Here is a 26,226-nt window from a genome sequence, read left to right as displayed (position 1 = left end):
AAGGGTTAAAATTCAAATAAATGTTCCAAAATGGAGTAAGCGTAGTTTTTTAATCAATACTTAAATTTTATTTAGTGAAGTAGTACTTTTTTTACCTATTAAAAAGTGTGCCAATTTTTTTGAGGAAGAAGGCAGAAGGGAATTTTTTGTCGTAATTTTGGAGCTTAAAATAATTATTATTGAGAGTCTCTGAATTTTATACTATAGACAATCCTTCACTTTTTAAGGAACAACTTTTGCATTGGGCACAGCAGTTTCGTGAAGTAGCTTTTTTGGATAGCAATAATTATCCACAAGCGTATTCTAGTTATGATTGTTTGTTGGCTGTAGACGCTTTCACTTTGCTTCAAACCGATTATCATAATGCTTTTGAGGATTTAAAGCAATATCAGCAAACCACTAAGGACTGGCTGTTTGGCTATTTGTCTTATGATTTAAAAAACGATAGCGAGCGCTTGCAATCCAATAATTTTGATGGATTAGATTTTCCAGATTTATTCTTTTTTCAGCCTAAAAAGATTTTTTTGCTAAAAGGTAATCAGCTTGAAACAAGGTATTTACACCTATGTGATGACGAGTTACAAGAAGATTATCAAGATATCACGACTATTGTTCCTCAACAAAATACCGCTTTGGAATCTGTTGAAGTACAAGCTAGAATAGACCAAAAAAAATACATCGAACAAGTACAAAAAATGCAGGAATACATTCATAAAGGGGACATTTATGAAGCCAATTTTTGTATGGAATTTTATGCAGAAAACGCAACCATTCAACCGCTCGAAAAGTTTCAAAAGTTAAATTCAATTTCGCAACCACCCTTTGCGGTTTTCTTAAAAAACAACCAACAGTACTTGTTGTCTGCCACGCCAGAACGCTATTTGAGAAAAGAAGGAGAAGATTTGATTTCGCAACCCATAAAAGGAACCGCAAAACGCTATGAAGACCCTGTGGCCGACGAAAAAGCAAAAGAAGATTTAGCTGCCAATCCAAAAGAACGCGCTGAAAATATTATGATTACCGATTTGGTTCGCAATGATTTATCGCGAACCGCCCAAAAAGGTTCGGTGCAAGTAGAAGAACTTTGCGGCATTTATTCTTTTATGCAAGTCCATCAAATGATTTCAACCATCACCTCAAAAATGGACGAAAAATATTCTGTAATTGATGTTTTACGCCTCACATTTCCTATGGGAAGTATGACGGGAGCTCCCAAAATTTCGGCTATGAAAATTATCGAAGAATTAGAAGTCACCAAAAGAGGCTTGTACAGCGGGGCAGTAGGTTATTTCACACCCGAAGGCGATTTCGATTTCAATGTCGTAATTCGCAGTATTTTGTACAATCAAAAGAAGCAATACCTTTCTTTTTCGGTCGGAAGTGCCATCACAGCCTTATCGGTGCCAGAGCAAGAATACGAAGAATGTTTGCTCAAAGCCAAAGCAATGAAGAGCGTATTAGAATAAAGTTTTTAAAACAGAAACTATTTTTAGGAGCGCTAACAATAGGATTTTTTGCCAAGAGGGTTTCCAGCTATCCGCTATATCTATTGTATTGGCTTCCGCCATACAAGAGGATGCCGCTACTATCTGGGCTAATGAGTAACAATTGTCTATTTTTGGAGACAAAAAAAGCATCTAATTAAAAAAAAGTAAATTTGAGTATGCAAAACCTCTTTTACCAACATCTACAAACGCAATTTCCGTTTCTCGAAAACAAAAAATTATTGTTGGCTGTAAGCGGTGGTTTAGACAGCATGGTACTTTTGCATTTATTGGAGCAATTGCCATGCACCATTGCCATTGCTCATTGTAATTTTCAACTCCGTGGTATTGAAAGTTTTGAAGACCAAAGTTTTGTTCAAGAGTATGCGCTTCAACATCAAATTCCTTTTTTTTGCACTCAATTCGATACTCAGGCATTTGCCAATGATTATAAACTTTCGACACAAGTAGCCGCAAGAGAACTGCGATACGATTGGTTCTACGAACAACTAGAGCTCCATCAATTCGACTTTGTTTTAACAGCCCATCACGCCGATGATAATCTGGAAACTTTTTTAATCAATCTCTCAAGAGGCACAGGTTTAGACGGTTTGTCGGGTATACCTGCTCAAAACGAGGCGGTAATTCGACCATTGTTGCCTTTTTCTAGAACAGCAATTGAGGAATATGCCAAAGTTAATAATTTACAGTGGCGCGAAGACAGCAGTAATGCCTCGGATAAATATTTGCGTAACCAAATTCGCCATCATTTAGTTCCAATGCTCAAAGAACTGAATCCTGATTTTTTAAAAGCTTTTGGAATGACTCAAGAGTATTTGCAACAAGCACAAGAATTGGTTTCAGATGCGGCTAGTATGGTTTATCAACAAGTAGCAAGAGAAGACGGGGATACCATCTATTTTGATTTAAAGCAATTAATGCGCTTGCCAAATTATGCCTCTTATTTGTACCAATGGCTTAAAGAATATGGCTTTTCGGCTTGGGATGACATTTACAATTTGGTCGATAGCCAATCAGGAAAACAAGTTTTTTCAGCAGATTACCGATTGCTAAAAGACCGCGATTTTTTTATTTTGAGTCCAATACAAGAACCTGAAAAGGAGATATTTTTCATCGAAAAAAATCAAGATAAAGTTAAGATTCCCTTAAAACTCCAGTTTTGTAAAGTGACAGACATTTACAAAGCAGATTCAAGTGCTATCTTTGTCGATGAATCAAAGTTAGCCTATCCTTTGGTGCTCAGAAAATGGCAAGAAGGCGACTTCTTTTATCCTTTGGGAATGAACGGCAAAAGCAAGAAAGTAAGTAAGTTTTTTAAAGATGAAAAAATTTCACTTTTAGACAAAGAAAATACTTGGCTTTTGTGTTCCAATGAGGCCATCGTTTGGGTAATAGGAATGCGAGCTGACGAACGATTTAAAGTAGAACACACCACCAACACAATTATAAAAATAGAATTAATATAAGTTATAGTAATGAAAAAACACCTTCTTTTAGGACTTTTAGTTTTCTTTTGTAGTTTGGGTAACGCCCAAATTTTGGATCCAGTAAAATGGACAACCAAAATCGAGCAAAAAACAGCAACCAATTTTATAGTTACATTCAATGCGACCATCGAAAACGAATGGCACGTATATTCGCAGTTTACTCCTGATGGTGGTCCACTGCCTTTAGAAGTTAATTTCAAAAATCAAAAAGGGAATTACACTTTATTAGGCAAAGCCAAAGAGAGTAAAACAAGAACCGCTTACAATGATATTTTTGAAGTAAATGAAACTTTTTTTGAGAAAAAAGCACAAATTACTCAAAAAATAAGTCTCGTAAATAAAGGCGTTAAGACCATAGAAGTAGAGCTGAATTTTCAAGCTTGCAAAGAAGTTTGTATCAATCTCGAAAAGAAATTTAGCATTGCCATTCCTGAGTTGAAAAACGCTGCTACAACAGCATCTCCAACTACTCCAATTAATGATTTAGTAAAAGATACGACTGCGCAGACAATAGATTCTGCAACAACAGCTATCACTGATACTGTAAAAGATTCAGATACTACAGATGCTTCTCAAATAGCTCCAGCAAAAAGCGCAACAACAGAACACGGGTTGTGGGCAATTTTCTTTATTGCTTTTTTATCTGGTTTTGCGGCATTGTTAACGCCTTGTGTTTTTCCAATGATTCCAATGACGGTAAGTTTCTTTACCAAGCAAAGTAAAAATAAAGCAGCAGGAATCAGAAATGCCATTATCTACGGAATTTCTATAATTGTTATTTATGTAGGTTTGGGCTTATTGGTTACTTGGGTTTTCGGTGCTGATGCGTTGAATGCCTTGTCTACCAATGTTTGGTTTAACCTTATTTTCTTCGTTTTATTGATTGTTTTCGCCACATCTTTTTTAGGCGCATTCGAAATTATGTTGCCGAATTCTTGGGCAAACAAAGTAGACAGCCAAGCCGACCGCGGTGGAATCATAGGTATTTTGTTTATGGCATTGGCATTAGCCATTGTGTCTTTTTCTTGTACTGGTCCTATTGTTGGAACTTTATTGGTAGAAGCCGCTTCTAAAGGCGGAATCGCACCAGTAGTTGGGATGTTAGGCTTTTCATTGGCATTAGCCTTACCTTTTATGTTGTTCGCAATGTTTCCAGGATGGTTGAATTCTTTACCAAAATCTGGAGGTTGGTTGAATACTGTAAAGGTTGTTCTTGGATTTTTAGAATTGGCTTTGGCTTTCAAATTTTTATCCAATGCAGATTTGGTATTGCAATTGCATTTGCTAGAACGTGAAGTTTTTATCGCCATTTGGATTGCTATTTTTGGAGCGTTATCGTTGTATCTTTTTGGGAAAATTACACTGCCACACGATAGTCCAGTAGGACACATTTCTGTGGGTAGACTGTATATGGGATTACTTTCATTGATATTTACCTTTTATTTAATTCCAGGATTATGGGGTGCGCCATTGAAATTTATCAATGCTTTTCCTCCGCCAATGGAATATAGTGAAAGCCCAATGGGATTTGGCGGTTCTTCAAAATCTGCAACCACAGCGATGCTACCAGAGGGAGCTAAAAGTGGTCCTCACGGGATTGTTATTTTTGATGATTATGAAGAAGGGTTGGCTTATGCCAAAAAAGTAAACAAACCCATTATGCTCGATTTTACAGGTTTCGCTTGTGTAAATTGTCGTAAAATGGAAAACAATGTTTGGTCCAATCCTAATGTGTTGTCTATTTTAAAAGAGAAGGTGGTTGTGATTTCATTGTATGTGGATGATAAAAGAGAATTGCCAAAAAACGAACAATTCTTCTCCAAAGCAACCGATTCTGAAATTGAAACTATTGGCGATAAATGGACCGATTTTATGATTACTCGATATAAAACAAACACCCAGCCTTTGTACGTCTTGACAGATTTAGAAGGAAAAAGTTTGAATGCAGCACAGCCTACGATAAGTTATGTTGGCGTAGAAGAGTACGAAGCTTGGTTAAAGTCTGGTATAGCAAAGTTTTAAACAAAACTAGGTTTTTTGAAATCCCATCTGTGAAAACCGATGGGATTTCTTATTTTTACGAATTATCAATAAACCAACCAATATGAAAAAATTACTAATGCTCCCTTTTTTGTTTTTGTGTCTTTCGGCATTAGGACAAGAAAAGAAACCCAACTATGTAGCTGAAAATTATACCAAGCAGGAAGTGCGAATCAAAATGCGTGATGGCTTAGAATTATTTACAGCTATTTATTCCCCAAAAGATACTTCTAAAAAGTATCCTATTGTAATGCAGCGTACTCCATACAATTGTGCTCCTTACGGACCAGACCAATTTAAAAGAAGCATTGCCCCCAACGAAACGATGATGAAAGAAGGATACATCGTAGTGTATCAAGATGTGAGAGGGCGCTATATGAGCGATGGATTATATGACAATATGAGAGGATATATTCCAAATAAAAAAGAAAAAACAGAGGTTGATGAAGCTTCAGATACCTACGATACTATTGATTGGTTGGTGAAAAATGTGGCCAATAACAATGGAAATGTGGGGACTTGGGGGATTTCATATCCAGGTTATTATGCTTCTTATTCTTTGTTGAGCGGGCATCCTGCCTTAAAAGCAGTTTCTCCACAAGCTTGTATTAGTGATTTCTTCTTTGATGACTTCCATCATAATGGAGCTTATTTGTTAAGCTATTGGAAGGTGACGCCACTTTTTGGTCCTCAAAAAACAAAGCCAACTACAGAAGCTTGGTTTAAGTTCCCAAATGTAGGTACCAATGACGATTATCAGTTCTTTTTGAATGCTGGACCGTTAGTGAATTTGGATAAATACTACGATTCATCCAATGAATTTTGGCAACAACTTAAGGAACATTCAAGCTATGATGAATTCTGGCAAAAAAGAGGTTTGTTGCAGCATTTAAAAAACATCAAACCTGCTGTAATGATTGTTGGTGGTTGGTTCGATGCTGAAGATTTGTATGGTCCATTGAATACGTATTCAACCATAGAAAAAAGCAGTAAAAATTACAACACTATTGTTATGGGGCCTTGGAGCCACGGCGATTGGGCTAGAAATTCAGAAAAACAAATCATAGGGAATATTAATTTTGGTGACAGTATTTCTGGTTTTTATCAAAAGAATATTGAGGCTAATTTTTTCCGTCATTTCTTGAAAAATAATGGGAAAGGGGAAAACAAATTACCCGAAGCGTATGTTTTTGATACAGGAAGAAAAGAATGGAAAACCTACGATACTTGGCCACCAAAAAACACAGAGAAACAACAATTCTACTTGCAACCGCAACAGAAGTTAACTAATAATGCAGGAGCAGTGTCTTTTGAGGAATTTATCAGTGACCCAAAGAAACCAGTACCGCACTCTGAAGATATCAAACAACAAGGTTTGACTCCAAGAAAATATATGACCGATGACCAACGATTTGCGGCTAGAAGACCTGATGTTTTGGTTTTTGAGACAGATGTTTTAGCAGAAGATGTTACTTTGGCTGGGGATATTTTAGCCAAATTGCAAGTTGCTACCACAGGAACCGATGCGGATTGGGTAGTTAAAGTAGTAGATGTTTTCCCGAATGACGAACCTGAAACAAAAGAAGTGCAACCGTATTTAAAAATGAGTAATTATCATATGATGGTGCGCAGTGAGGTAATGAGAGGTCGTTTTCGCAATAGTTTTGTGAATCCACAGCCTTTTGTGGTCAATGAGAAAACTCCAGTAAATGTAAAATTGCAAGATGTTTTTCACACCTTCAAAAAAGGACATAAAATTCAAATTCAAGTGCAAAGTACTTGGTTTCCTTTGATTGATTTGAATCCTCAAACTTTTGTGCCGAACATATTTTATGCTAAGCCAGAAGATTTCAAAAAACAAACCCATCGTGTGTATTCAGACTCAGCTATTGAATTTACCGTTTTAAAATAAAGAATGAATTCTCTCATTTGTAATTACCTCCAAACTAGTTTGGAGGTTTTTTTATGATAAAAATGAATGGTTGTTTCGTGTTAATTGAAGAGATTATAAAATTTTATTTCTTTTTAATGTATTTATTATATAGCAATGTTTTTGGGGTTACTTTTTGATTTAAATTTGATATCTAAAGTTTCTTATATCCAAACCTATGAAAACTCATATATTAATTTTAATAAATCTATTAAGTGTCATATTGTTAATTGATTTCATAAATAAAGACAACCAAAATACAGTAATTAATAAAGTCCAAGGAGCTAGTTTTAATAAAAAAAGTATTAATGAGAATGAAAGTTATATTACTATTAATGATAAAAAATACAATCTGTCAGCAGACCCATGTATTCTTCAAACAAACGACAACCTAAATATTTTAACTTTCAAAGCGGTGAATAATGATATCGATTATTCGTTAACAGTTAACTTAGGCGCCTTTAACGGAAATGTAAATACTGGAAATTACATTTATTCAAATGGTGAAAATCAGGTAAATTTTGTTGTAATAACGTTTGTTACTGAAAAAGGTACTTTTGTAAATGGTCCCAACAGTGTAGTTGCCTATACAAAAAATGGTAATAAGGGGCATGTGTCAGCTACCAATATGTCTTTAATTGATAGTTATGAAACGCTGCCAAATATTACCATAAGCTTCAATATTTATTGTTCTATGGAATAGTTGTCATAAAGAATAGGATATAATTTACGTCTCAAAATGAATAGTGAAATGTTGTATTTATTTTAAACTTTAGTATCTTTTACAAAAAAATGGCTGTCTCAAAAAGAAACAGCCATTTTTTAATTTGGGGCGGGTATTTTTTATAAGTATTCTCCGTGTTGCGTAATATCTAATCCTAATTCTTCTTTATCTTCACTTACACGCAAAGGAGTGATTTTGTTTACAATAAAGAATAAAGCATAAGAAGCAGCAAAAGCAAAGATAGAAACCAATACTAAAGCTTTCAATTGGATTAAGAATAGGGTTGCGTCACCGTAGATTAATCCTTGGTTATCACCAACAATTGAGTTCACAGATTTTGAAGCAAAAACACCTGTTAATAACATTCCTACCATACCGCCTACACCATGACAAGCAAATACATCCAAAGCATCGTCAATTTTTCCTTTAGGGAATTTGCTGCATACAAAGTTACTCACAATACTAGCAATGATACCTATAGCAACTGCGTGAGGAATAGTAACAAAACCAGCCGCTGGCGTGATAGCAACTAATCCTACAACTGCACCAATACAAGCACCCATTGCTGATAATTTATGACCTAATATTTTATCTAAGAAAACCCAAGCCATTGCAGCAGCAGCAGCAGCTACAGTTGTTGTTCCTAAAGCTTGAGCAGCTAAACCGCTAGCTCCAACAGCAGAACCTGCATTGAATCCGAACCATCCGAACCATAATAAACCTGTACCTAATAATACATAAGTAATACGAGCTGGGTTTACTTTTTGTACTTTTCTTTTGCCTAAGAACATTGCTCCTGCCAAAGCAGCCCAACCTGCACTCATGTGAACTACAGTTCCTCCAGCAAAATCTAGTACTCCCCATCCGAAGAATAATCCATCAGGATGCCAAGTCATATGACATAAAGGAGCGTAAATAAATAAAATGAACAACACCATAAATAACAAGTAAGCCCAGAAACGAACACGTTCCGCAAAAGCTCCAGTAATTAATGCTGGTGTGATAATCGCAAATTTTGCTTGAAAGAAGGCAAATAATATAAATGGAATGGTTGGTGCCAATTCCCATGCGGTTGTTGAATTTACCCCTTGAAATAAGAAATTGCTTGATGGATCTCCAATAATTCCTCCAATAGAAGGACCGAAGCATAATCCGAATCCAACTACTACCCATAATACAGTTACGATGACCATAGCCATAAAACTTTGTAACATGGTACTAATTACATTCTTTTTTCCAACCATACCTCCATAGAAAAAACCAAGACCTGGAGTCATAATTAATACTAAGGCAGAAGCCACAATCATCCAAGCTGTGTCACCTGTATCTAGTTTTAAGGCTACAACATGTGCGCCAAGAGTAGCAGCTTCGCTTTGGAAATAAATTGAAAAAACGGATAATACCAAAATTGTGATCAGTATCACACTCAAAATAATCTTTCGCATAGTTTTTTAGTTTTAGTTAAATATGGGTTAAAAATATAAAATGATTTCAAACCCCTATAAAAAATCATAATTAAAAATTAATTTTTATTAATTTGATATTTTACCCCTATCAATTTTGAGGGTATTTGCTAATTATTGTTCTTTATTTTACATTTTGTTAATGTGTTTTTTTGGGGATTACTTTAATAAAAGTAAAAATTTGAGTCGTTCTAGCCCTTAACTATGTTTTTCTTTTTTGGATTAAAAAAAGAAAAGGAGACGTTTTTTTGAAACGCCTCCTTTTTTTAAATTAAAAAAATGTTTTTATTTTAAGGTATGTTTACTTAAAATACGATACACCTCATTGATGTTATTGCTTCCTTTTCCAAATTGTTTTGAAATGGGTTCATTTTCATTGTTCAACCAAATTTTTAAATCGGCATCCAAATCAAGTATTCCTGCACTTTCTTTTGAGAATTTTTTGATGTTTTTGTATGGAATGGATAAGTAGTCAACTTTTGAACCTACTAATTGTTTTTCAACCAAGATTAGTCTTTTGTTAGTAAATACAAACATATCTTTTATTAATCGAAAGGCTTTTTCGATGACTTCGCCTTCAATTAATATTGGTTCGAATTCTTTAGAAGCACTTTCGAGAGTTACTTCTGAGGCGTTTCCTAAAATGGCATTGAATAGTCCCATAGTTGTTTATTTTTGATTGTATTTTGCTTTGTATTTATCGCTAAGTTTTGTTTGATGCGTAGCTAAACTGATCATTCTCCCTTGGATAAAGGCATGGGTAAGTTTGTTGGTTCTCATGTCTAAAGCATCGCCTTCTGATATGAAAAGAGTAGCGTCTTTTCCTTCTTCTAAGGAGCCACATTGTTGGTCAATGCCTAATAATTTAGCAGTATTCAAGGTGATCAGCTGTAGGGCTTTTTCTTTGTCTAAACCGTAAGCGACACAAGTTCCTGCTAAAAATGGAAGATTTCTTGAGCTCATACGCTCTTTGCTTCCGCTATTTTCTAAGGCTACTAGAATTCCTTTGTCTGTTAGTATTTTGGCCATTTTATACGGTAAATCGATATCTTGGTCGTCGTTAGTAGGCATATCGTGTACTCTTCTCAAAAACACACCGATATTGTTTTTTTGCAAAAGTGGCGCTACTTTATAGGCTTCGAATCCGCCAACAATGACCATTTTTTTAATTCCGTTCTCTAAAGCCAATTGAATGCCATCCGTTATTTGTTTTTCTTCATCGGCATGAATGAACAAGGTTTGTGTGCCGTCGAATAGGCCTTTGGTAGCTTCAGTAACTAAATTTCTGCTGTCTGATGTACCGCCTAAATAAGCTTTGGCACTTTTGAAAAAAACATTTAATTCTTGAAGTTGTTTGTTGTACTCTTTATTAGGCTCGATTGAACCTGGTTCTGCCCACCAGCCTCCTCTTCTAAAAGTAGCAGGGAGATTGATGTGGATACCGTCATTCTCTTTGATCAAAGCCTCTTTCCAGTGCCAAGCATCTAATTGTACAATAGAAGAACTACCAGAAACTCTTCCTCCTCTTGGCGTAATTTGAGCCATCAAAATTCCGTTAGGACGAACCGTTTCAATCACTTTTGAATCGGCAGTGTAAGCCACAATACTTCTTACGTTTGGGTTAAAAGTTCCGATTTCTTCCTCATCATCCGAAGATTTTACCGCGTCAATTTCTACCAATCCTAAAGTAGAATTGGGTACAATGAATCCAGGATATACGTGTTTCCCCGTGGCATCTATTGTAGTGTTGTAGGCATCTTTGGCTAATTTTATTTGTTGGGCATTGGCTACCAAAGTGATTTTTCCGTCTTTAAAACCAATGGCTGCGTTTTCTATTACTTCACCTGTTCCTAAATGTGCTGTTGCATTAAGGATAAGTATCGATTGAGATTGTGGTGGCGCAGGTATTTGTTGGGCTTGACTAAGTGTTGAAAAACCTAGAGTGGCCAATAAAAGTGCTATTTTTATGTTCATCTTTTTTAAAATTTGGTGTTTGTAGTGCATACTAAATTGGATTACAATTCTTCCATCGTATCGCATTCGTACTCAGGTTTGATTGATTTTTTAGGAGCTTGCGTAGTCATTCCTTTGTTTTTTTCTAACAATAATTGACCAATCAATTGAGCTCTTTCTTTAGCATTTGCTGCTCTTTTGGCTTCGTCTAATTGGCTATCAAAATAAACTACACCTTCGATTAACGTTTTTTCTGCTTTGGCATAAATAGACAAGGGATTGTTGTTCCAAAGTACTACATCGGCATCTTTGCCTACTTTTATACTTCCTACTTTGTCATCTATATGTAATAATTTTGCAGGATTTAAAGTCACGAATTTCCAAGCTTCTTCTTCAGAAAGATTACCATATTTTACTGCTTTTGCAGCTTCTTGATTCAATCTTCTTGACATTTCGGCATCATCTGAATTGTAGGCTACCAATAACCCGTGGTTGTGCATGATCGGACCGTTTTGTGGAATAGCATCGTTTACTTCGAATTTATAAGCCCACCAGTCAGAGAAAGTGGAGGCTCCTACACCGTGTTCTTTCATTTTGTCAGCCACTTTGTATCCTTCAAGAATGTGGGTATAGGTGTTTACTTTGAAGCCCATTTTGTCCGCCACATTCATTAACATCAAGATTTCTGATTGCACATAAGAATGACAACTTATGAATCGTTTGTTGTTTAAAATTTCAGCTAAAGTTTGTAATTCCAAATCGGTTCTTGGCGCTTTTGCTTTGTCTTTTTTACTGCTTGCATTGTATGTTTTCCAAGCTAAGTCATATTCTTTGGCTCTTTGAAAGTAATCCGTAAATACTTGTTCTACTCCCATACGAGTTTGAGGAAAACGTGTTGGATTCGCGTTACCCCAGTTGGATTGTTTTACGTTTTCACCTAAGGCAAATTTGATGAATTTGGGTTGATTTTTGTATAACAATTCTTCTGGTTCCATTCCCCATTTCCATTTTACGATAGCCGAACGACCACCGATTGGGTTAGCAGAACCGTGTAGTAATTGTGATGTAGTAACACCACCCGCTAAATCTCTGTAAATATTAATGTCTTCGGAGTTCACTACGTCTTCGATAGTTACTTCGGCACTTGAGTTATGTCCTCCTTCATTTACACCATTAGAAATAGCAATGTGAGAGTGTTCGTCAATGATACCGCTAGTCAAGTGTTTTCCTTTGGCGTCAATGATAGTTGCCCCACCATCTGAAAGATTTTTTCCGATTGCAGCAATTTTTCCGTTTTTAATTAAGACATCGGTTTGTTCTAAAATTCCGTCTTTTTCGTTGGTCCAAACCGTTGCATTTTTGAACAATAGCGTTTGTGCTTTTGGGACTTCAGTATTTCCGTAAGCAAGGTTTGGATAAGTAATTGGCTGAACTGCGAATGGCTTTTCAACAGCGCTTGAGTCTTTTGCTATCTTGAATGGTGCTGTTTTTTTAGCGTACCATGTCACTTCTGATCCATTGTTTAGAATAGCTTTGCCTGAAAGATTTTCGGTATTGTCTACTAAACCATTCAATCTTGTAAAACTCGTTTTTACATCGTCATTAGGTTTAATTAATAACGTTACCCATTGATTAGCAAAAGTCAAATTCGATTTTACTTTCTTTTTATCAGCCGTAGTAATATCTGATTTTGGTTTGGCAACTTCTCCTTCAATTTTTAATTTATAGGTTTCATTACTAACGGTCAAATCATATTCTCCTCGAATATCTTTTACAGTCCAATCGTTAATCACATATTTATTGCCTTGTACCCAGTTTTCGAAAACGATGGTTTTTTCGTCAAAAATAGCACCTGAGGTAATGATGAAGTTGGCATAACTTCCTGTTTTTAAACTTCCAATTTCATTGCTTTTTCCAAGTAAAGCAGCTGGAGTAGTAGTCAAAGCTTCTAACGCTTTGGTCGGGTCAAAACCAAATTGAATGGCTTTTAATAAATTCCCTCTAAAGTCCTCTATCTTTTTTAATTTGTCTGTAGTTAATGCGAAAGTAATTCCGTTTTCAGATAGTACTTTTAAGTTGCTAGGTGCTTGATTCCAAAAACGCAAATCGGCCAACTCCATTTGGTTCGCATTGAACGGATTTGAAACATCGTAAGCTTCTGGGAAGTTAATCGGGATGATAAAACTAGCATTCGTTTTTTTGATTTCTTGAATGCGTTCAAATTCGTTTCCAGCTCCTTTTAGGATATAATTCAATCCAAATTCTTTTGCAATTTTTGAAGCTCTTAAACTATTAAGTTTGTCCTCAGCAGTAAAAACTTGAACTAGTTTTTCGTTAGCAATCAAAGCTTCTAAGGATAAGTCTTTGTTTGTGGCGTTACCATTTTTATACCATTCTTTATCGTGATACATTTGACGAAGCAAAGCCATCATTCCCATCAGTGAAGAAGGGTAGGATTGATTGGTGGTCACACTACGAGTAAAACCAAAGTGTTGAGTGGCTTTGTTGCTCAAAATTCGATTGGTTTTATCGCTGTTGTTCAATGCCACAATAGCTCCAGTTCCTCGGGCAATTCCATCTTGAATGTGAGTGCCTACTACACCAAATCCTGCTTTTAATAATTCCTCAGCTTTGGTTTCGTCATAAGAGAAAGTTTCGTATGCATTGATCTCTGAGCGAATATTTTCGTTCCAGTAATAGCCTGCTCGTTTGGTGTCATAAGAAGAACCTCTTTCGCCAGATGCCGCTCTTTTAGGTTTTTCGGCACCAAAACTAGTATACATATCGATGAATGAAGGATAAATAGATTTTCCCTCTGCATCTATAATCATAGCATTTTTTGGGATTGCTACTGTGGCTCCTGATGCTAGAACTTTACCGTTTTGGATTAGTAATGTTCCTTTTTCAATGATTTGAGTAGGGGTAACATAGATTTTTACGTTGGTAAACGCAGTGTAATAGTTGTTTTTGTTTGGAATACTTTCGTTATTCGGAAAGTATTCTTGTGCTTGTGTTTTCGCTATAAAAACACCAAAAAAGAGTAGGATTATAAGTTTTTTCATAATGGGTTAGTTAATTTTTTTAAAATTACTAAAATTAATTACACTAAGTATTGCTATTTTAATTTTAACTTTCGTTTTAGGGTTGGATGCTTTTTTTTACTAAAATTTTACTTTTTTTGAGGTTATTTTTTGAAGTTATTGTGAATAATTTTTAAATTTAACAAGTTGATTACTGTTATAGTGTCGGATTTTATTTTACTTTTATTTAAAAGAATATTTATATGCTTGTTAAAGTTTTTGGAAGTGCCGTTTTTGGGGTGGAAGCCACCACTATTACGGTAGAGGTTAATATTGATAATGGGGTAGGGTACCATTTGGTAGGGTTGCCTGATAATGCTATCAAAGAAAGTAGTTATCGCATTGCGGCTGCACTCAAAAATAATGGGTATGCCTTGCCCGGAAAAAAGATTACCATCAATATGGCTCCTGCCGATTTACGAAAAGAAGGTTCTGCTTACGATTTGACTTTGGCGGTGGGAATTTTAGTAGCTTCTTCTCAGATTTCGACTACAGTTTTAGAGGAATACATTATAATGGGTGAATTGTCTTTGGATGGAAGTTTACAACCCATAAAAGGAGCATTGCCCATTGCTATAAAAGCCAAAGAAGAAGGATTTAAAGGTTTTTTTCTGCCGAAACAAAATGTGAAAGAAGCCGCCATAGTTGCAGGTTTGGATGTCTATGGTGTTGAAAATGTGCAAGAAGTTATTGATTTTTTGGAGGGGAAAGGAACTCTTGAACCCACTAGAATTGATACAAGAGCTGAATTTTATAAGACTTTAGATTTTCCTGAATTTGATTTTTCGGATGTAAAGGGGCAAGAAAGTATTAAGCGTTGTATGGAAATCGCTGCTGCTGGTGGGCATAATATTATTTTGATTGGACCTCCAGGGGCGGGAAAAACGATGTTAGCAAAACGCTTGCCTAGTATTTTGCCTCCGATGACACTACGCGAAGCACTTGAAACCACTAAAATTCATAGTGTTGCAGGTAAATTGAAAGAAATAGGACTAATGAATCAAAGGCCTTTTAGGAGCCCGCATCATACTATTTCGAATGTAGCTTTGGTAGGTGGTGGGAGTTATCCTCAGCCGGGTGAGATTTCGATGGCGCATAATGGGGTGTTGTTTTTGGATGAATTGCCCGAGTTCAAGCGGGATGTTTTGGAAGTGATGCGTCAGCCTTTAGAAGATAGAGAGGTAACGATTTCTAGAGCGAAGTTTACGGTGACTTATCCTTCCTCGTTTATGTTGGTAGCGAGTATGAATCCGAGTCCGAGTGGTTTTTTTAATGATCCTAGTGCCCCTCAAACCTCTTCTCCTCATGAAATGCAGCGGTATTTGAGCAAAATTTCGGGGCCACTTTTGGATAGAATTGATATTCATATTGAAGTAACTCCGGTTCCTTTTGAGAAATTGTCGGATGATAGAAAAGCTGAAAGTAGTGTGGATATTAGACAACGTGTGACGGCTGCTAGAGAATTGCAAAGTCAACGTTTTGCATCGTTAGAAAATATTCATTACAATGCTCAAATGAACACGAAACATATTCGGGAGTTTTGTGCTTTGGATGATGCTTCAAAAGAGTTGTTGAAAACTGCTATGGAGCGATTGAATCTCTCGGCTAGAGCTTATGATAGAATTTTGAAAGTTTCTAGAACTATTGCTGACCTTGAAGCGTCTCACAACGTAATGGCCTCGCACATAGCGGAAGCGATACAATACCGTAGTTTGGATAGAGAAGGTTGGTTGGGGTAGTTTTTTAGATGATTACTGATAAGTCAAATTGTTTCCTTTTAGCCCCGATCGTAGTGGAAATCCTTTGTTGCCGGTGTTCGGCTGCAAAGATTGCAGCGGAGAACGGGTGCCCTCTTTACAAGAATGCCTATTGATGCCGCTTCAAAAAAAAAGAGCTACTTATTGAGGATAAATAGCTCTTTTCGTTTTTTAAGAGTTACTGGATGTAATTGAAGGTATTGCCTTGTTTGATATCTCCGGATTGCAATCCTTTTTGAAACCAGTACATCCGCTGCTCTGAGGTACCGTGAGTAAAGGAATCGGGTACGACTTGACCTTGCATTTTCTTTTGAATGGCGTCGTCACCCACGGCTTGGGCTGCACTTAGTGCTTCTTCTATATCACCAGGTTCTAACATAGCGTTTGTTTTTTCGTTGTAATTTGTCCAAAGACCCGCATAGAAATCGGCTTGAAGTTCAAGAGCTACGGAGAGTTTGTTGGCTTCGGCTTCACTTTTTCCTTGCTGTAGTTGACGCATTTTGGTTGAAGTCCCCAATAGATTCTGAATGTGGTGTCCGTATTCATGACCAATGACATAAGCTACGGCAAAGTCGCCACCTTGTGCCCCAAATTTAGTTCTCAATTCCTCGAAAAATGACATGTCCATATAGATTTTTTTGTCGCCAGGGCAATAAAAAGGTCCAGAGGCGGAGCTGGCTCCACCACAGGCGGTTTCTACTTGTCCGCTAAAAAGAACAATTTTTGCAGCTTCAAATTGAAGATTATTTTCTTGAAAAATTTTACTCCAAACATCTTCGTTGTCTACCAATATTGCGTTTACAAATCTTCCTTCTTCTTTTTCGCTAGCGGTTAAGGCTCTTTGTTCTGTGGGTGCACTTTGTGATTGGTTGTTGAATTGTTCTAAAATAGGAGTTATCATCTGAGCATTTTCGCCACCAAAAATATTGACTAATAAAATGATAATACCTATGATGCCTCCGCCTACGATTGATTTTCCTCCAGTAGACATGCCACGGCGATCTTCCATGTTATCGCTTTGTCTTCTTCCTTGCCATTTCATATTGTTCTTATTTTTTGTTAGTAATAAATTTAATTAAATTTTTTTAATGCATCTCAATATTACTTCTTCAATAACTCCTTTTATAATAGGTTTTGGGATGTAATCATTCATTCCGACTTTTAGACACTTTTTGCGTTCTTCTTTTTCAGTTCCAGCGGTGATGGCTATAATTGGAATGTCTTTTCCGTTTTTGAGATTTCTTATTGCTTTGCTCGTTTCGTATCCGTTCATAATAGGCATTTGAATATCCATAAATACTAGGGTTGGTTTTAGGAATTCAAATTGTTCTATGGCTTCTTTCCCATTTAAGAATTCAAAGATTTCTACATCAAGGAAAAGGTTTTTGATGATTGTTTTGAGTAATAACATGTTGATTTTGTTGTCTTCAACAATCATTATTTTGAGATTAGGGTACTCGTGTTTTATTTTATTTGAAGCAATTGTGGTGAGTTGTGAGGTATTGGATTCGGTTTCTGATGAATTTGTTTCGTTTGAAGTTTCTAAATCTATATCGAAGTAAAAAGTACTTCCTTTGTTGATTTGGCTCTCCAGTCGGAGTTGGCTATTCATTAAACTTAATAATTGATTCGAAATGGTGAGTCCAAGACCTGTTCCTCCGAATTTTTTGGAGGTTGAGCTGTCTTCTTGAGAGAAGGCATAAAATATTTTTTTCTTATTTTTTTCTAGAATTCCAATTCCGGTATCGATGATAGCAAAACGCAGGCTTTGTTGCGACTCGCTATTTTGGGCAATTACACCAACCTCTAGCGTGATGCTTCCTTTTTCGGTAAATTTTACGGCATTGGCCAGTAGATTGATCAAAATTTGTTTCAAACGAACTGAATCTACCCATACGAATTTGGGAACTTCAGGAGCAATTTTTAAGAATAAATCTAATTTTTTTTGATTGGATTCATAAAAAATAAGATCGATGGTTTGGTTTAAAATTTCGGATAGTTCCTGTTTCTCTATAAAAAGGTCGAGTTTTCCTGCTTCTATTTTAGAAAAATCCAAGATATCGTTGATGATGTCTAAGAGCGAGAGCGCCGATTGATTAATCGTAGTCATGTATTTTTCTTGCGTACGATTAAGGTGGGTTTTCATGAGCAAATCAGTAAAACCAATGATTCCATTCAACGGTGTTCTAATTTCGTGACTCATATTGGCCAAAAAATCCGATTTTGCTTTGTTGGCAGCTTCAGCCAGTTCTTTTTCTTTTAGAATGGCTTCGGTTTCGATTTGATTGGTAATGTCGAACAAAATGCCTCCAATGTATTCTATAGTATTATCTTTTTTAATAGCGTCGCTAAATTCTTCTATCCAAATATATTGTCCTGATTTTTTTCTGATTCGGTAACGATCGTGATACGGTTTGCCATTATTAAAGTTTCTATTTTGATGTTCGACTACAAGATCTTTGTCTTCGGGATGTAATAAGTTAATTAAAGAGATTTTTTGTTGTAAGAAATCTGATTTTGAATAGCCAGTTAGTTTTTCTATAGAATCGTTTAAGTATACTTTTGAGGCATATTCATCAAATTTTGAGAGATAAACTGTTCCTGGAATATTATTGGCGATAAGTTTGAATTTTTCTTCACTTTTGTGAATTAGTTTTTCATTTTTATCTCGTTCTAAAGCGTAAGAGATATTACTGGCTAATGTTTTTAGGATAAAACTCTCTTCTTTTGACCAGTTTCTTTCAAAAGTACAGTCATCCATTCCAATGAATCCACTAAATTCATCGTTGTAATAGATAGGAACAATCAAAATAGACTTGATTTCGTTATTAATGAGTAATAGCTTAAAAAAGGATTTTTTTAGTTTACTCGTTTTGGTTTTGAATAGTTTTTTTTTGTTGGCTTTTGTAACAATTTCTTCTAGATGCTCTTCTGAGAATTCTTGTAGTTTGGTTATTTGTAATGGAATTCCTTTTCTTGCCCATTTGAATTTCTGACTGATTAATTGGGTTTTTGTATCTTTTTCGTAATAAAATAAATGATCAACTTGAGTCGCATTTCCCATGATTTCAAAGGTGTCAGTAAACATCTCATTCAAGCTTTTGCTCAATAAAAATTTTTCGGTACAAAGTGCCATTTCAGCCAATAAGTCACTCTTTTTTTGTAATTTTTTTTCGGCTTCAAATTGTTTTTGAGTGGCAATGGCAAGTGATAGTATATCTGCTATAGTTCTTGCAAAAGTGAGGTCTTCTTGATCCCAATTTCGTTGTAAAGAAGTTGTTTCGAAAGAGAGTACACCCAGTAATTCGCCATTAAGTAGGATAGGAGTATCTATTGCTGATTTAATGTTATAAACTCGATAGTACGATTCGTAAAATTCATTATTTTCGATATTTACATTGATATCATTTTTATGTAATTGAATGCCTTGTTGTATCTTTTGTGTATGAACAGGATAATTATCTTTTTTTAGGATAATTTTTTTGCCAAATGAATTGGAACTAAGGAAATAAATACATTCACAAATAATAGTTTTTTCACGATATTTCCAGTAACTCACGCGATCACATTTAGAAATAGTACCTGCGTTCTCAATGATTAGTTTTACGATGCTTTCTATTTGTTCAAAGTCTCTAAAATTGATGGTGAATAAATTCTTTATTGTCGAATTATATAACTCAATTTTTTGTTGTCTTTGATTGTTTTTTATTTCATTGGTTTTGAGTTTTGTAATGTCACGACCAATTCCGGAATACCCAATAATTTTTCCGCTTTCGTCTTTTCTAATAATCACTTTTAATGAGATCCAAATGCTTTCGTTAAATTTGGTGTTAATTGGGAACTCCACCAACGGGTAATCGGTATTCCTGATAAATAATGTTCTTATTTCTTCAAAATAATCATCTCGAATTATTGAAATGAAATTTTTACCTAAAAGCTCATCTTTATCGTATTGAAGAGTTTTTACTGAAAAGTCGTTGATAAAAGTAAAGTTTCCTCTTGGACTCGCTTCAAAAATTAAATCATTGGCATTTTGTATAATGTCTTCGTATTTGTTATTTAAGTTTCTTTGTTCTGTTACATCTTGTCCAATGCCTACAATGATATTGTCAGCAAACTTTTTATCTGTCCATTGTATGAATTTATAAGATCCATCTTTACATTTTAATTTCCGGGTATAAATTTGACCATCAACAAATACATCGTGATAGGGTAATCCTATAAAATCAGGATCTTCGGTTAATCTCCAAAACTCGTACCCCATCACTTCTTGATGTGTATAGCCTAGGATTGATGCAATGGTTTCGCTACAATAAATTACTTCACCATTGTAATTGCAAGCAATGGTAAGTGAATTTCCTTTATTGATGATTTCTTTGATGAAATTACTTTCTTTGGAGAGTGAGTTTTCTATTAATTTTCTGATATAATTCAATAAAACTACAACGCAAGAATAGCTGATAATCAATACTCCAGTTTTTCTAGAAATTCTATCAAAATAGGTTAAAGTGATTAAAAATATGAATAAAAAGTAAAGGAAATAAGTGTATTTTTTGTTGGTTTTTAATGCATCATAAGCCAAAAACAGCATTATTACAAAAGTCAGTTTTGATATAGTATCATTGGGGTTGTTAACTATATTATTAGCTATTACAAAAAAATACAATAAGTAAAATAAAGTAAAAAATGAATCAATATTTTTTCTTAATAATTTTATTTTGTTACTTAAGAAAAAAATAAAAATTAAAAGAATAGTTATAGCTGTTTTTTCGACCAATATACTTTTGCTTCGCATTTGAAATACATCAAATACCAATTCCATTGTAATAATTATTGCACTAAAAAAAAGCAGATATAATTGGTACTCTTTTTCAATAGTTTTTGAAATTCTATAGTTAGGAGATTGTCTAATTCGTTTGTCAAAGAAATAGATATACACAAATAAGCAAATAGTAAAAATCAAAATACCAATTTGAAAGAGAGTAAATTGGTGATAACTGAATATTTTGATGTAATTTTTCTCCAATAAAAATAACGACCAACTGTTTAATGTTGGTAAATTGAAAATAGTATATAATAGATTGGTTGGCAATGCTATACTATGATTTGATGTGTGGTACTTATGTTAGTATGAAAAATAGTAATTTAAATTAAATGTTTACTAAAATAGTTAAAAATGTGTAAAAGATATTTTTTTTTAGTATTTATTCTAGTTTTTCTTTAGAAGTTGCTTGATTGTATATAGTATATACTACAGAAATTAAAAAAGGATAAGTAAAAAACGCACCAATACAGAAAGCAAATAGACCTAGGCAAACACCAAGAATAGCTATAATAACTAGCATTAAGATTACAATTGGTTGTTTTGTAACAATTGCTATACTCGTTTTTATTGATTCAATAGTAGAATAATTCCCTAAAACAATTAATGGAATGGTTAAAATGGTGAAGAAACTAATGATTAAGATCAATAGGATTCCAACAAATGAAAGTCCGATTTCGTCAAAAACTAGACTGAGGCCATTGGTGGCTAAACCGATGAGAAAAGTTACGGAAAAGATAGGTACAAATAATGGTGAAGTGTACATTGAAAACAAACCAGACACACCAAAAGAAGTGTCTTTTTCGGCAGCATCGGCCATTTTGTAAAAACTTGCCATGAATGGGCTTAATAAACAAGATGTTAGAATGGAAAATCCAGTATAGTACCAAACATATGGTTTGGTAAGTAATAATTTCTGAAAGTTTTCTATGGATTTTTTACTAATATTTTCAGCTCCAACAATACTTATTGATACAGCACTTAAAAAGATAGCATAGAAAAACAGGAAAACTAAAAGTGCCGATCCTGCATACAAAGCTATTTTTTTATAATTGGCAAAAGAATGATTTAATACTGTTTCGAAATCTAAAGTGTTATTGTATTTATTGGTTTCAGTTGGTTTTTGAGTAAGCATAAGTTATGTTTTTGTAGGTTAATTATAGTTTAAAATAGACTTGTTCGAATGGTACTCTAAAGCGTTCACCGTAAATACCATTTTCATCACGAATACCACAGCCTATAATCATATTGATTTCACAGCTGTTCGGTAAACCAATAATTTGTTTTACTCTTAAGGAATCAAATCCTTCCATGGGACAAGTATCATAGTTGATAGCTGCCATGCTAATCATAAAGTTTTGAGCAGCCAGAGCGGCACTTTTGTGCGCTACGATTCGCATATCGCTTTGTCGTGCTTGTCTGTAAATGGGTTTGAACAAACCAATACATTGAAAAGCTAAGTATTTTATTCTACCAAGAATTCCCCAAAAATCTGTGTAAATCGTTGGGATGATTTTTTGATAATAATTCAAGGCAAATTTCTCTCTTTTGCTATACTCAGATTCTTTTTTGTTTCCGAATTGTGCTTTTAAAAAGGAGATATTAGCTTCTTTTCTTTTTTTCCATAAATCTTTTCTAGCTACGACAACTACCAACTGGTTGGCTGATTTTGCTGCATTTTGATCAAAACTAGCTTTTGCTATTTGTTGAATTTTATCGGAATCTACAATATGGTAAAACTCCCAAAGTTGCATATTACTGCTTGTGGGAGCTAAGGTGGCTAGGCTTAGACATTGTTTTACTTTTTCATCATCAATAGCTTCATTTTTAAAAACGCGAACAGATCTTCGGTATTGGATTGCCTCACTTACTGTTTTTTCTAAAGCCATTGTAATAGTTTTTTTATAGATTGTAATTTGTTTTTGTATGGAGCATATCGCATAGGTAAATCTAGCCAATTTGCTTTTTTTACAATTCCTTTTTTATGTGAAAAAACATCAAAACTTAATCGACCATGATAAGCTCCAATACCACTATGCCCTACACCTCCAAAAGGTAATCTTTGGTTAGAAAAATGCACCACAGTATCATTGATGCATCCGCCACCAAAAGAATATTTTTTCATGATTTCTTTTCCAAATACTTTGTCCTCCGTAAACACATAAAGTGCTAGAGGCTTTTCATATCGAGTAATTATGGTTTCAATTTCTTTGGGATCATCATAGGTTAACAAGGGAAGTAAAGGACCAAAGATTTCATCTTGCATTACCAAACTATCTAATACGGTTTCTTCAATGAGTGTGGGAGCAATGTAACAATCTTCAATATTTGATTCGCCACCGATAAGGACTTTTTGTGGGTCGATCATGTTGATCAATCGGAGCCAATTTTTTTCATTTACAATTCGTGCTAAATCTGGAGATTTTTGCGGGTCATCTCCGTAAGCTTTTTGAATTTCATTTTTCAAATAGTCAACAAAATGACTTTTCATGTCTTTTTGTATCAAAATATAATCTGGAGCAATACAAGTTTGTCCTGCATTGATGAATTTGCCCCAAACAATTCGTCTAGCTGCAAGTTTTAAATTGGCAGTTTCGTCAATAATACAAGGGTTTTTTCCACCTAATTCTAAAGTTACTGGAGTCAAATGTTCAGCGGCAGCTTTGGCTACCACTTTACCTACAGGTACACTACCAGTAAAAAAGATATAATCCCAGCGTTGTGATAGCAATTTTTGAGCGACTTCAACACCACCGTTCTCTATTTTTACGTGACTTACGTGAAAAACTTTTTCAATTATTTTTTTAATTATTGCTGCCGTATTTGGCGTTAGCTCTGAAGGTTTTAAAACCACCTGATTACCGGCGGCAACAGCAGATACTAATGGACAAAGTGCTAATTGAAAAGGATAGTTCCAAGGAGCAATAATTAAAACTTTTCCGTAAGGTTCTCTTAAAATATAATCAGTGGAAGGAAAATTTAAAATAGAAGGCCATACCCTTTCTGGTTTAGCCCATTTATTAAGGTTTTTTATGGTGTCTTTTAGTTCTGTAATGACATAATTGGTTTCAGTCAAAACGGCTTCAAAAGCAGGTTTTTTGAAATCTTTATACAATGCTTCTACGATTTCGTCTTCTAGTAAGGCAACGGTATTGAGTAGTTTTATTAAGGTATCTTTTCTAAAATCTAAACTGGTTTTATAATTCATTTCTATAGCGATGAAATTAGGTACTGCAAGTTAATTTTTAAAAACTTAAAAAAGAATTTTTTTTACAAAAATCAAATGGCTTTCCAAATAACATCGTCTGGAACGGGCGCTAAAATTGATAGCGGTTCCTTTGAAACGGGATGAATAAAGACTAATTTTCGAGCGTGCAAATGAATGCCACCATCAGGATTGCTTCGGTCAAAACCATATTTCAAATCGCCTTTGATAGGACAGCCAATAGCGGCTAATTGTGCTCTGATTTGGTGATGTCTTCCAGTGTGTAGATTGATTTCCAAAGCAAAATAGTTCGTAAGTTCTTTGATAATGGTATAGTCCAAACTGGCCAATTTGCTATCAGGAACTTCTTTGTTATGTGCTTTTGAAGTATTGTTTTTCTCGTTTCTTTTAAGGTAATGAACCAATTGGGCTTGCGGTTTTTCGGGTTTGTTTTTAACCACAGCCCAATAGGTTTTTTTTGTTTCTCGGTTACTAAACAGTTCATTCATTCGGGTCAAAGCTTTGCTGGTTCTAGCAAAAACTACGATTCCTGTAGTGGGTCTGTCTAACCGATGTACAATACCTAGAAATACTTCTCCGGGTTTGTTGTATTTTTCTTTAAGGTATTCTTTTACTACTTCCGAAAGCGGTTTGTCGCCTGTTTTATCTCCTTGTACCAAATCGCCCACTCGTTTGTTCACTACAATCAAATGATTGTCTTCGTGAAGGACTTGAAGATTGTTTTTGGTAGAGATAACTTTCATTTGGACTTAGTACTGTTCGTTTGCGTTAGGGAAATCTTGTGATTTTACATCGCTTACATAGCTACTTATAGCTGTGGTCATTTGCTCATACAAATTCAAATAACGACGTAAGAATCGTGGACTGAATTCGTTGTTCATTCCTAACATATCGTGAATTACTAATACTTGTCCGTCAACACCACCACCAGCACCAATCCCAATGACAGGAATCGAAATACTTTTGGCTACTTTTTCAGCTAAGTGTGCAGGTATTTTTTCAAGTACCAAAGCAAAACAGCCTAATTTTTCAAGCATTTGAGCATCTTCGATTAATTTTTCTGCTTCTTCTTCTTCTTTGGCTCTTACGGTATAAGTACCAAATTTATAAATAGATTGTGGAGTTAAACCCAAGTGTCCCATTACTGGAATACCAGCATTCAATATTTTCTTGATCGATTCTTTTATTTCTTTCCCTCCTTCTAATTTTACAGCGTGTCCGCCGCTTTCTTTCATAATTCGGATGGAGGAACGCAAAGCTTCTTTTGGATCGGATTGATAACTTCCGAAGGGTAAATCAACAACTACCAAAGCTCGTTCTACGGCTCTAACAACAGATGAAGCGTGATAAATCATTTGGTCTAGAGTAATTGGCAAAGTTGTTTCGTGACCTGCCATCACATTGGATGCAGAATCGCCTACTAAAATAACATCAATACCAGCGGTATCTACAATTTTGGCCATAGTGTAATCATAAGCCGTAAGCATTGAGATTTTTTCGCCATTGGCTTTCATCTCAATTAAGGATTTGGTCGTAATTCTTTTATAATCTTTTTTGGCTACTGACATACCTTTGTGTTTAATTTTAGGGTGCAAAAGTAATAAAATTGTAAAGGTTTAGCAGTACGATATTCGTTTTATATTTTTTCTTGTAAGCTGTCTTTATTTAAAAGGAGGTAGATTTCTTAAATCCTTTTTTATTTTCTTATTTTACTACCCTTTAATCTTCATCTCTTAAGATGAATATAGGAGATTCAAAACGTTATAAATAAAATAATTATGCGAAAATTTATTCTAGGAATGTTGGTGTTGTTCGGAATGACTACCCAAGCTCAAAATCAGGAAGTACAACAAACCATAGAAACTTTTTTCAAGGGATTTCATTCTAGAGATTCACTTGCGATTCAAAAAGTGTGTTCCGATAAGATGGGCTTGCAATCTATAGCTGAGAATACGAAAGGCAGTCAATTTTCAACACAAACGGCTACAAAATTCTATCAGTCGATTGCCTCTATCCCTACGACAATGCAGTTTGAAGAGCGATTATTAGGCCATACGATTCATATAGATGGCGCTATGGCTATCGATTGGACACCTTATGAATTTTATGTCAATGGGAAAAAAAGCCATTCGGGCGTCAATGTTTTTACATTGTATAGAGAGAATGGACAATGGAAAATTGTAGCGATTATCGATACAAGACGAAAGTAAATATAGTAATTTTGCTTTTTTAATTCACT

The 26,226-nt window shown here is 34.9% G+C and carries 18 protein-coding genes; 7 read left to right on the top strand and 11 right to left on the bottom strand.

All coding sequences use genetic code 11. From position 1 onward, the window contains the following. The first annotated feature begins 179 nt into the window (after positions 1-179). The 5 genes from WFZ86_RS03815 (at position 180) to WFZ86_RS03795 (ending at position 7,665) form a co-directional block, all read left to right on the top strand. A complete protein-coding gene (locus WFZ86_RS03815; RefSeq protein ID WP_342690703.1) occupies positions 180-1,466 on the top strand; it encodes an anthranilate synthase component I family protein in 1,287 nt (428 codons plus the stop codon). 197 nt (positions 1,467-1,663) lie between these two features. After that, positions 1,664-2,971 carry a tRNA lysidine(34) synthetase TilS gene (gene tilS, locus WFZ86_RS03810; protein WP_342690702.1) on the top strand — a complete coding sequence of 436 codons (1,308 nt, stop codon included), beginning with the start codon at positions 1,664-1,666 and terminating at the stop codon, positions 2,969-2,971. A 9-nt stretch (positions 2,972-2,980) separates the two neighbouring features. Further along, on the top strand, positions 2,981-5,014 hold the full coding sequence (locus WFZ86_RS03805) for a protein-disulfide reductase DsbD family protein (protein WP_342690701.1): 2,034 nt from the start codon (positions 2,981-2,983) through the stop codon (positions 5,012-5,014). An 82-nt stretch (positions 5,015-5,096) separates the two neighbouring features. Next, positions 5,097-6,944: a CocE/NonD family hydrolase gene (locus tag WFZ86_RS03800; protein WP_342690700.1), complete on the top strand. Its 1,848-nt coding sequence runs from the start codon at positions 5,097-5,099 to the stop codon at positions 6,942-6,944. Between the two features lie 196 nt (positions 6,945-7,140). After that, on the top strand, positions 7,141-7,665 hold the full coding sequence (locus tag WFZ86_RS03795; protein ID WP_342690699.1) for a hypothetical protein: 525 nt from the start codon (positions 7,141-7,143) through the stop codon (positions 7,663-7,665). A gap of 140 nt (positions 7,666-7,805) precedes the next feature. Here WFZ86_RS03795 and WFZ86_RS03790 read toward each other — a convergent pair whose 3' ends face one another. The 4 genes from WFZ86_RS03790 to WFZ86_RS03775 all read right to left on the bottom strand — a co-directional run bounded on the left by WFZ86_RS03790 (position 7,806) and on the right by WFZ86_RS03775 (position 14,164). Further along, positions 7,806-9,131, bottom strand: coding sequence for an ammonium transporter (locus tag WFZ86_RS03790; protein WP_342690698.1), 1,326 nt, complete (start codon positions 9,129-9,131; stop codon positions 7,806-7,808). 303 nt (positions 9,132-9,434) lie between these two features. After that, positions 9,435-9,812, bottom strand: coding sequence for a PH domain-containing protein (locus tag WFZ86_RS03785; protein ID WP_342690697.1), 378 nt, complete (start codon positions 9,810-9,812; stop codon positions 9,435-9,437). A 6-nt stretch (positions 9,813-9,818) separates the two neighbouring features. After that, positions 9,819-11,123, bottom strand: coding sequence for an amidohydrolase family protein (locus WFZ86_RS03780; RefSeq protein WP_342690696.1), 1,305 nt, complete (start codon positions 11,121-11,123; stop codon positions 9,819-9,821). A 41-nt stretch (positions 11,124-11,164) separates the two neighbouring features. Beyond that, positions 11,165-14,164 (bottom strand): amidohydrolase family protein, encoded by a 3,000-nt coding sequence (locus tag WFZ86_RS03775; protein ID WP_342690695.1) that lies wholly within the window; start codon positions 14,162-14,164, stop codon positions 11,165-11,167. A 221-nt stretch (positions 14,165-14,385) separates the two neighbouring features. Here WFZ86_RS03775 and WFZ86_RS03770 point away from each other — a divergent pair, with 221 nt between their 5' ends. Continuing rightward, positions 14,386-15,921: a YifB family Mg chelatase-like AAA ATPase gene (locus WFZ86_RS03770; RefSeq protein ID WP_342690694.1), complete on the top strand. Its 1,536-nt coding sequence runs from the start codon at positions 14,386-14,388 to the stop codon at positions 15,919-15,921. A gap of 196 nt (positions 15,922-16,117) precedes the next feature. Here the strand turns inward: WFZ86_RS03770 and ypfJ are convergent, their stop codons facing one another. The 7 genes from ypfJ to panB form a co-directional block, all read right to left on the bottom strand. Continuing rightward, a complete protein-coding gene (ypfJ, locus tag WFZ86_RS03765) occupies positions 16,118-16,981 on the bottom strand; it encodes a KPN_02809 family neutral zinc metallopeptidase (RefSeq protein WP_342690693.1) in 864 nt (287 codons plus the stop codon). Between the two features lie 33 nt (positions 16,982-17,014). Continuing rightward, positions 17,015-20,530: a PAS domain S-box protein gene (locus WFZ86_RS03760; RefSeq protein ID WP_342690692.1), complete on the bottom strand. Its 3,516-nt coding sequence runs from the start codon at positions 20,528-20,530 to the stop codon at positions 17,015-17,017. Positions 20,531-21,143: 613 nt separating this feature from the next. After that, positions 21,144-21,896: a hypothetical protein gene (locus tag WFZ86_RS03755; protein ID WP_342690691.1), complete on the bottom strand. Its 753-nt coding sequence runs from the start codon at positions 21,894-21,896 to the stop codon at positions 21,144-21,146. Between the two features lie 22 nt (positions 21,897-21,918). Continuing rightward, entirely contained in the window at positions 21,919-22,650 is a 732-nt protein-coding gene (locus WFZ86_RS03750; protein WP_342690690.1) for a nitroreductase family protein, read from the bottom strand. Then, complete coding sequence (locus WFZ86_RS03745; protein ID WP_342690689.1) at positions 22,641-23,969, bottom strand: aldehyde dehydrogenase; 1,329 nt, start codon at positions 23,967-23,969, stop codon at positions 22,641-22,643. Before WFZ86_RS03745 ends, WFZ86_RS03750 begins: the two co-directional genes overlap by 10 nt. 71 nt (positions 23,970-24,040) lie before the next feature. Then, positions 24,041-24,730 (bottom strand): RluA family pseudouridine synthase, encoded by a 690-nt coding sequence (locus WFZ86_RS03740; RefSeq protein WP_342690688.1) that lies wholly within the window; start codon positions 24,728-24,730, stop codon positions 24,041-24,043. Between the two features lie 6 nt (positions 24,731-24,736). Next, positions 24,737-25,555, bottom strand: a complete 819-nt coding sequence (gene panB / locus WFZ86_RS03735; RefSeq protein ID WP_342690687.1) for a 3-methyl-2-oxobutanoate hydroxymethyltransferase — start codon at positions 25,553-25,555, stop codon at positions 24,737-24,739. A gap of 210 nt (positions 25,556-25,765) precedes the next feature. Between panB and WFZ86_RS03730 the strand changes: the two genes are divergently transcribed. Then, positions 25,766-26,197, top strand: a complete 432-nt coding sequence (locus tag WFZ86_RS03730; protein WP_342690686.1) for a Cif family virulence factor — start codon at positions 25,766-25,768, stop codon at positions 26,195-26,197. Positions 26,198-26,226: the final 29 nt, after the last annotated feature.

Origin of the sequence: Flavobacterium polysaccharolyticum (genome assembly GCF_038739875.1) — a bacterium.
Taxonomy (GTDB): Bacteria; Bacteroidota; Bacteroidia; order Flavobacteriales; family Flavobacteriaceae; genus Flavobacterium; species Flavobacterium polysaccharolyticum.
This window is presented reverse-complemented; position numbering and strand designations above follow the sequence as displayed.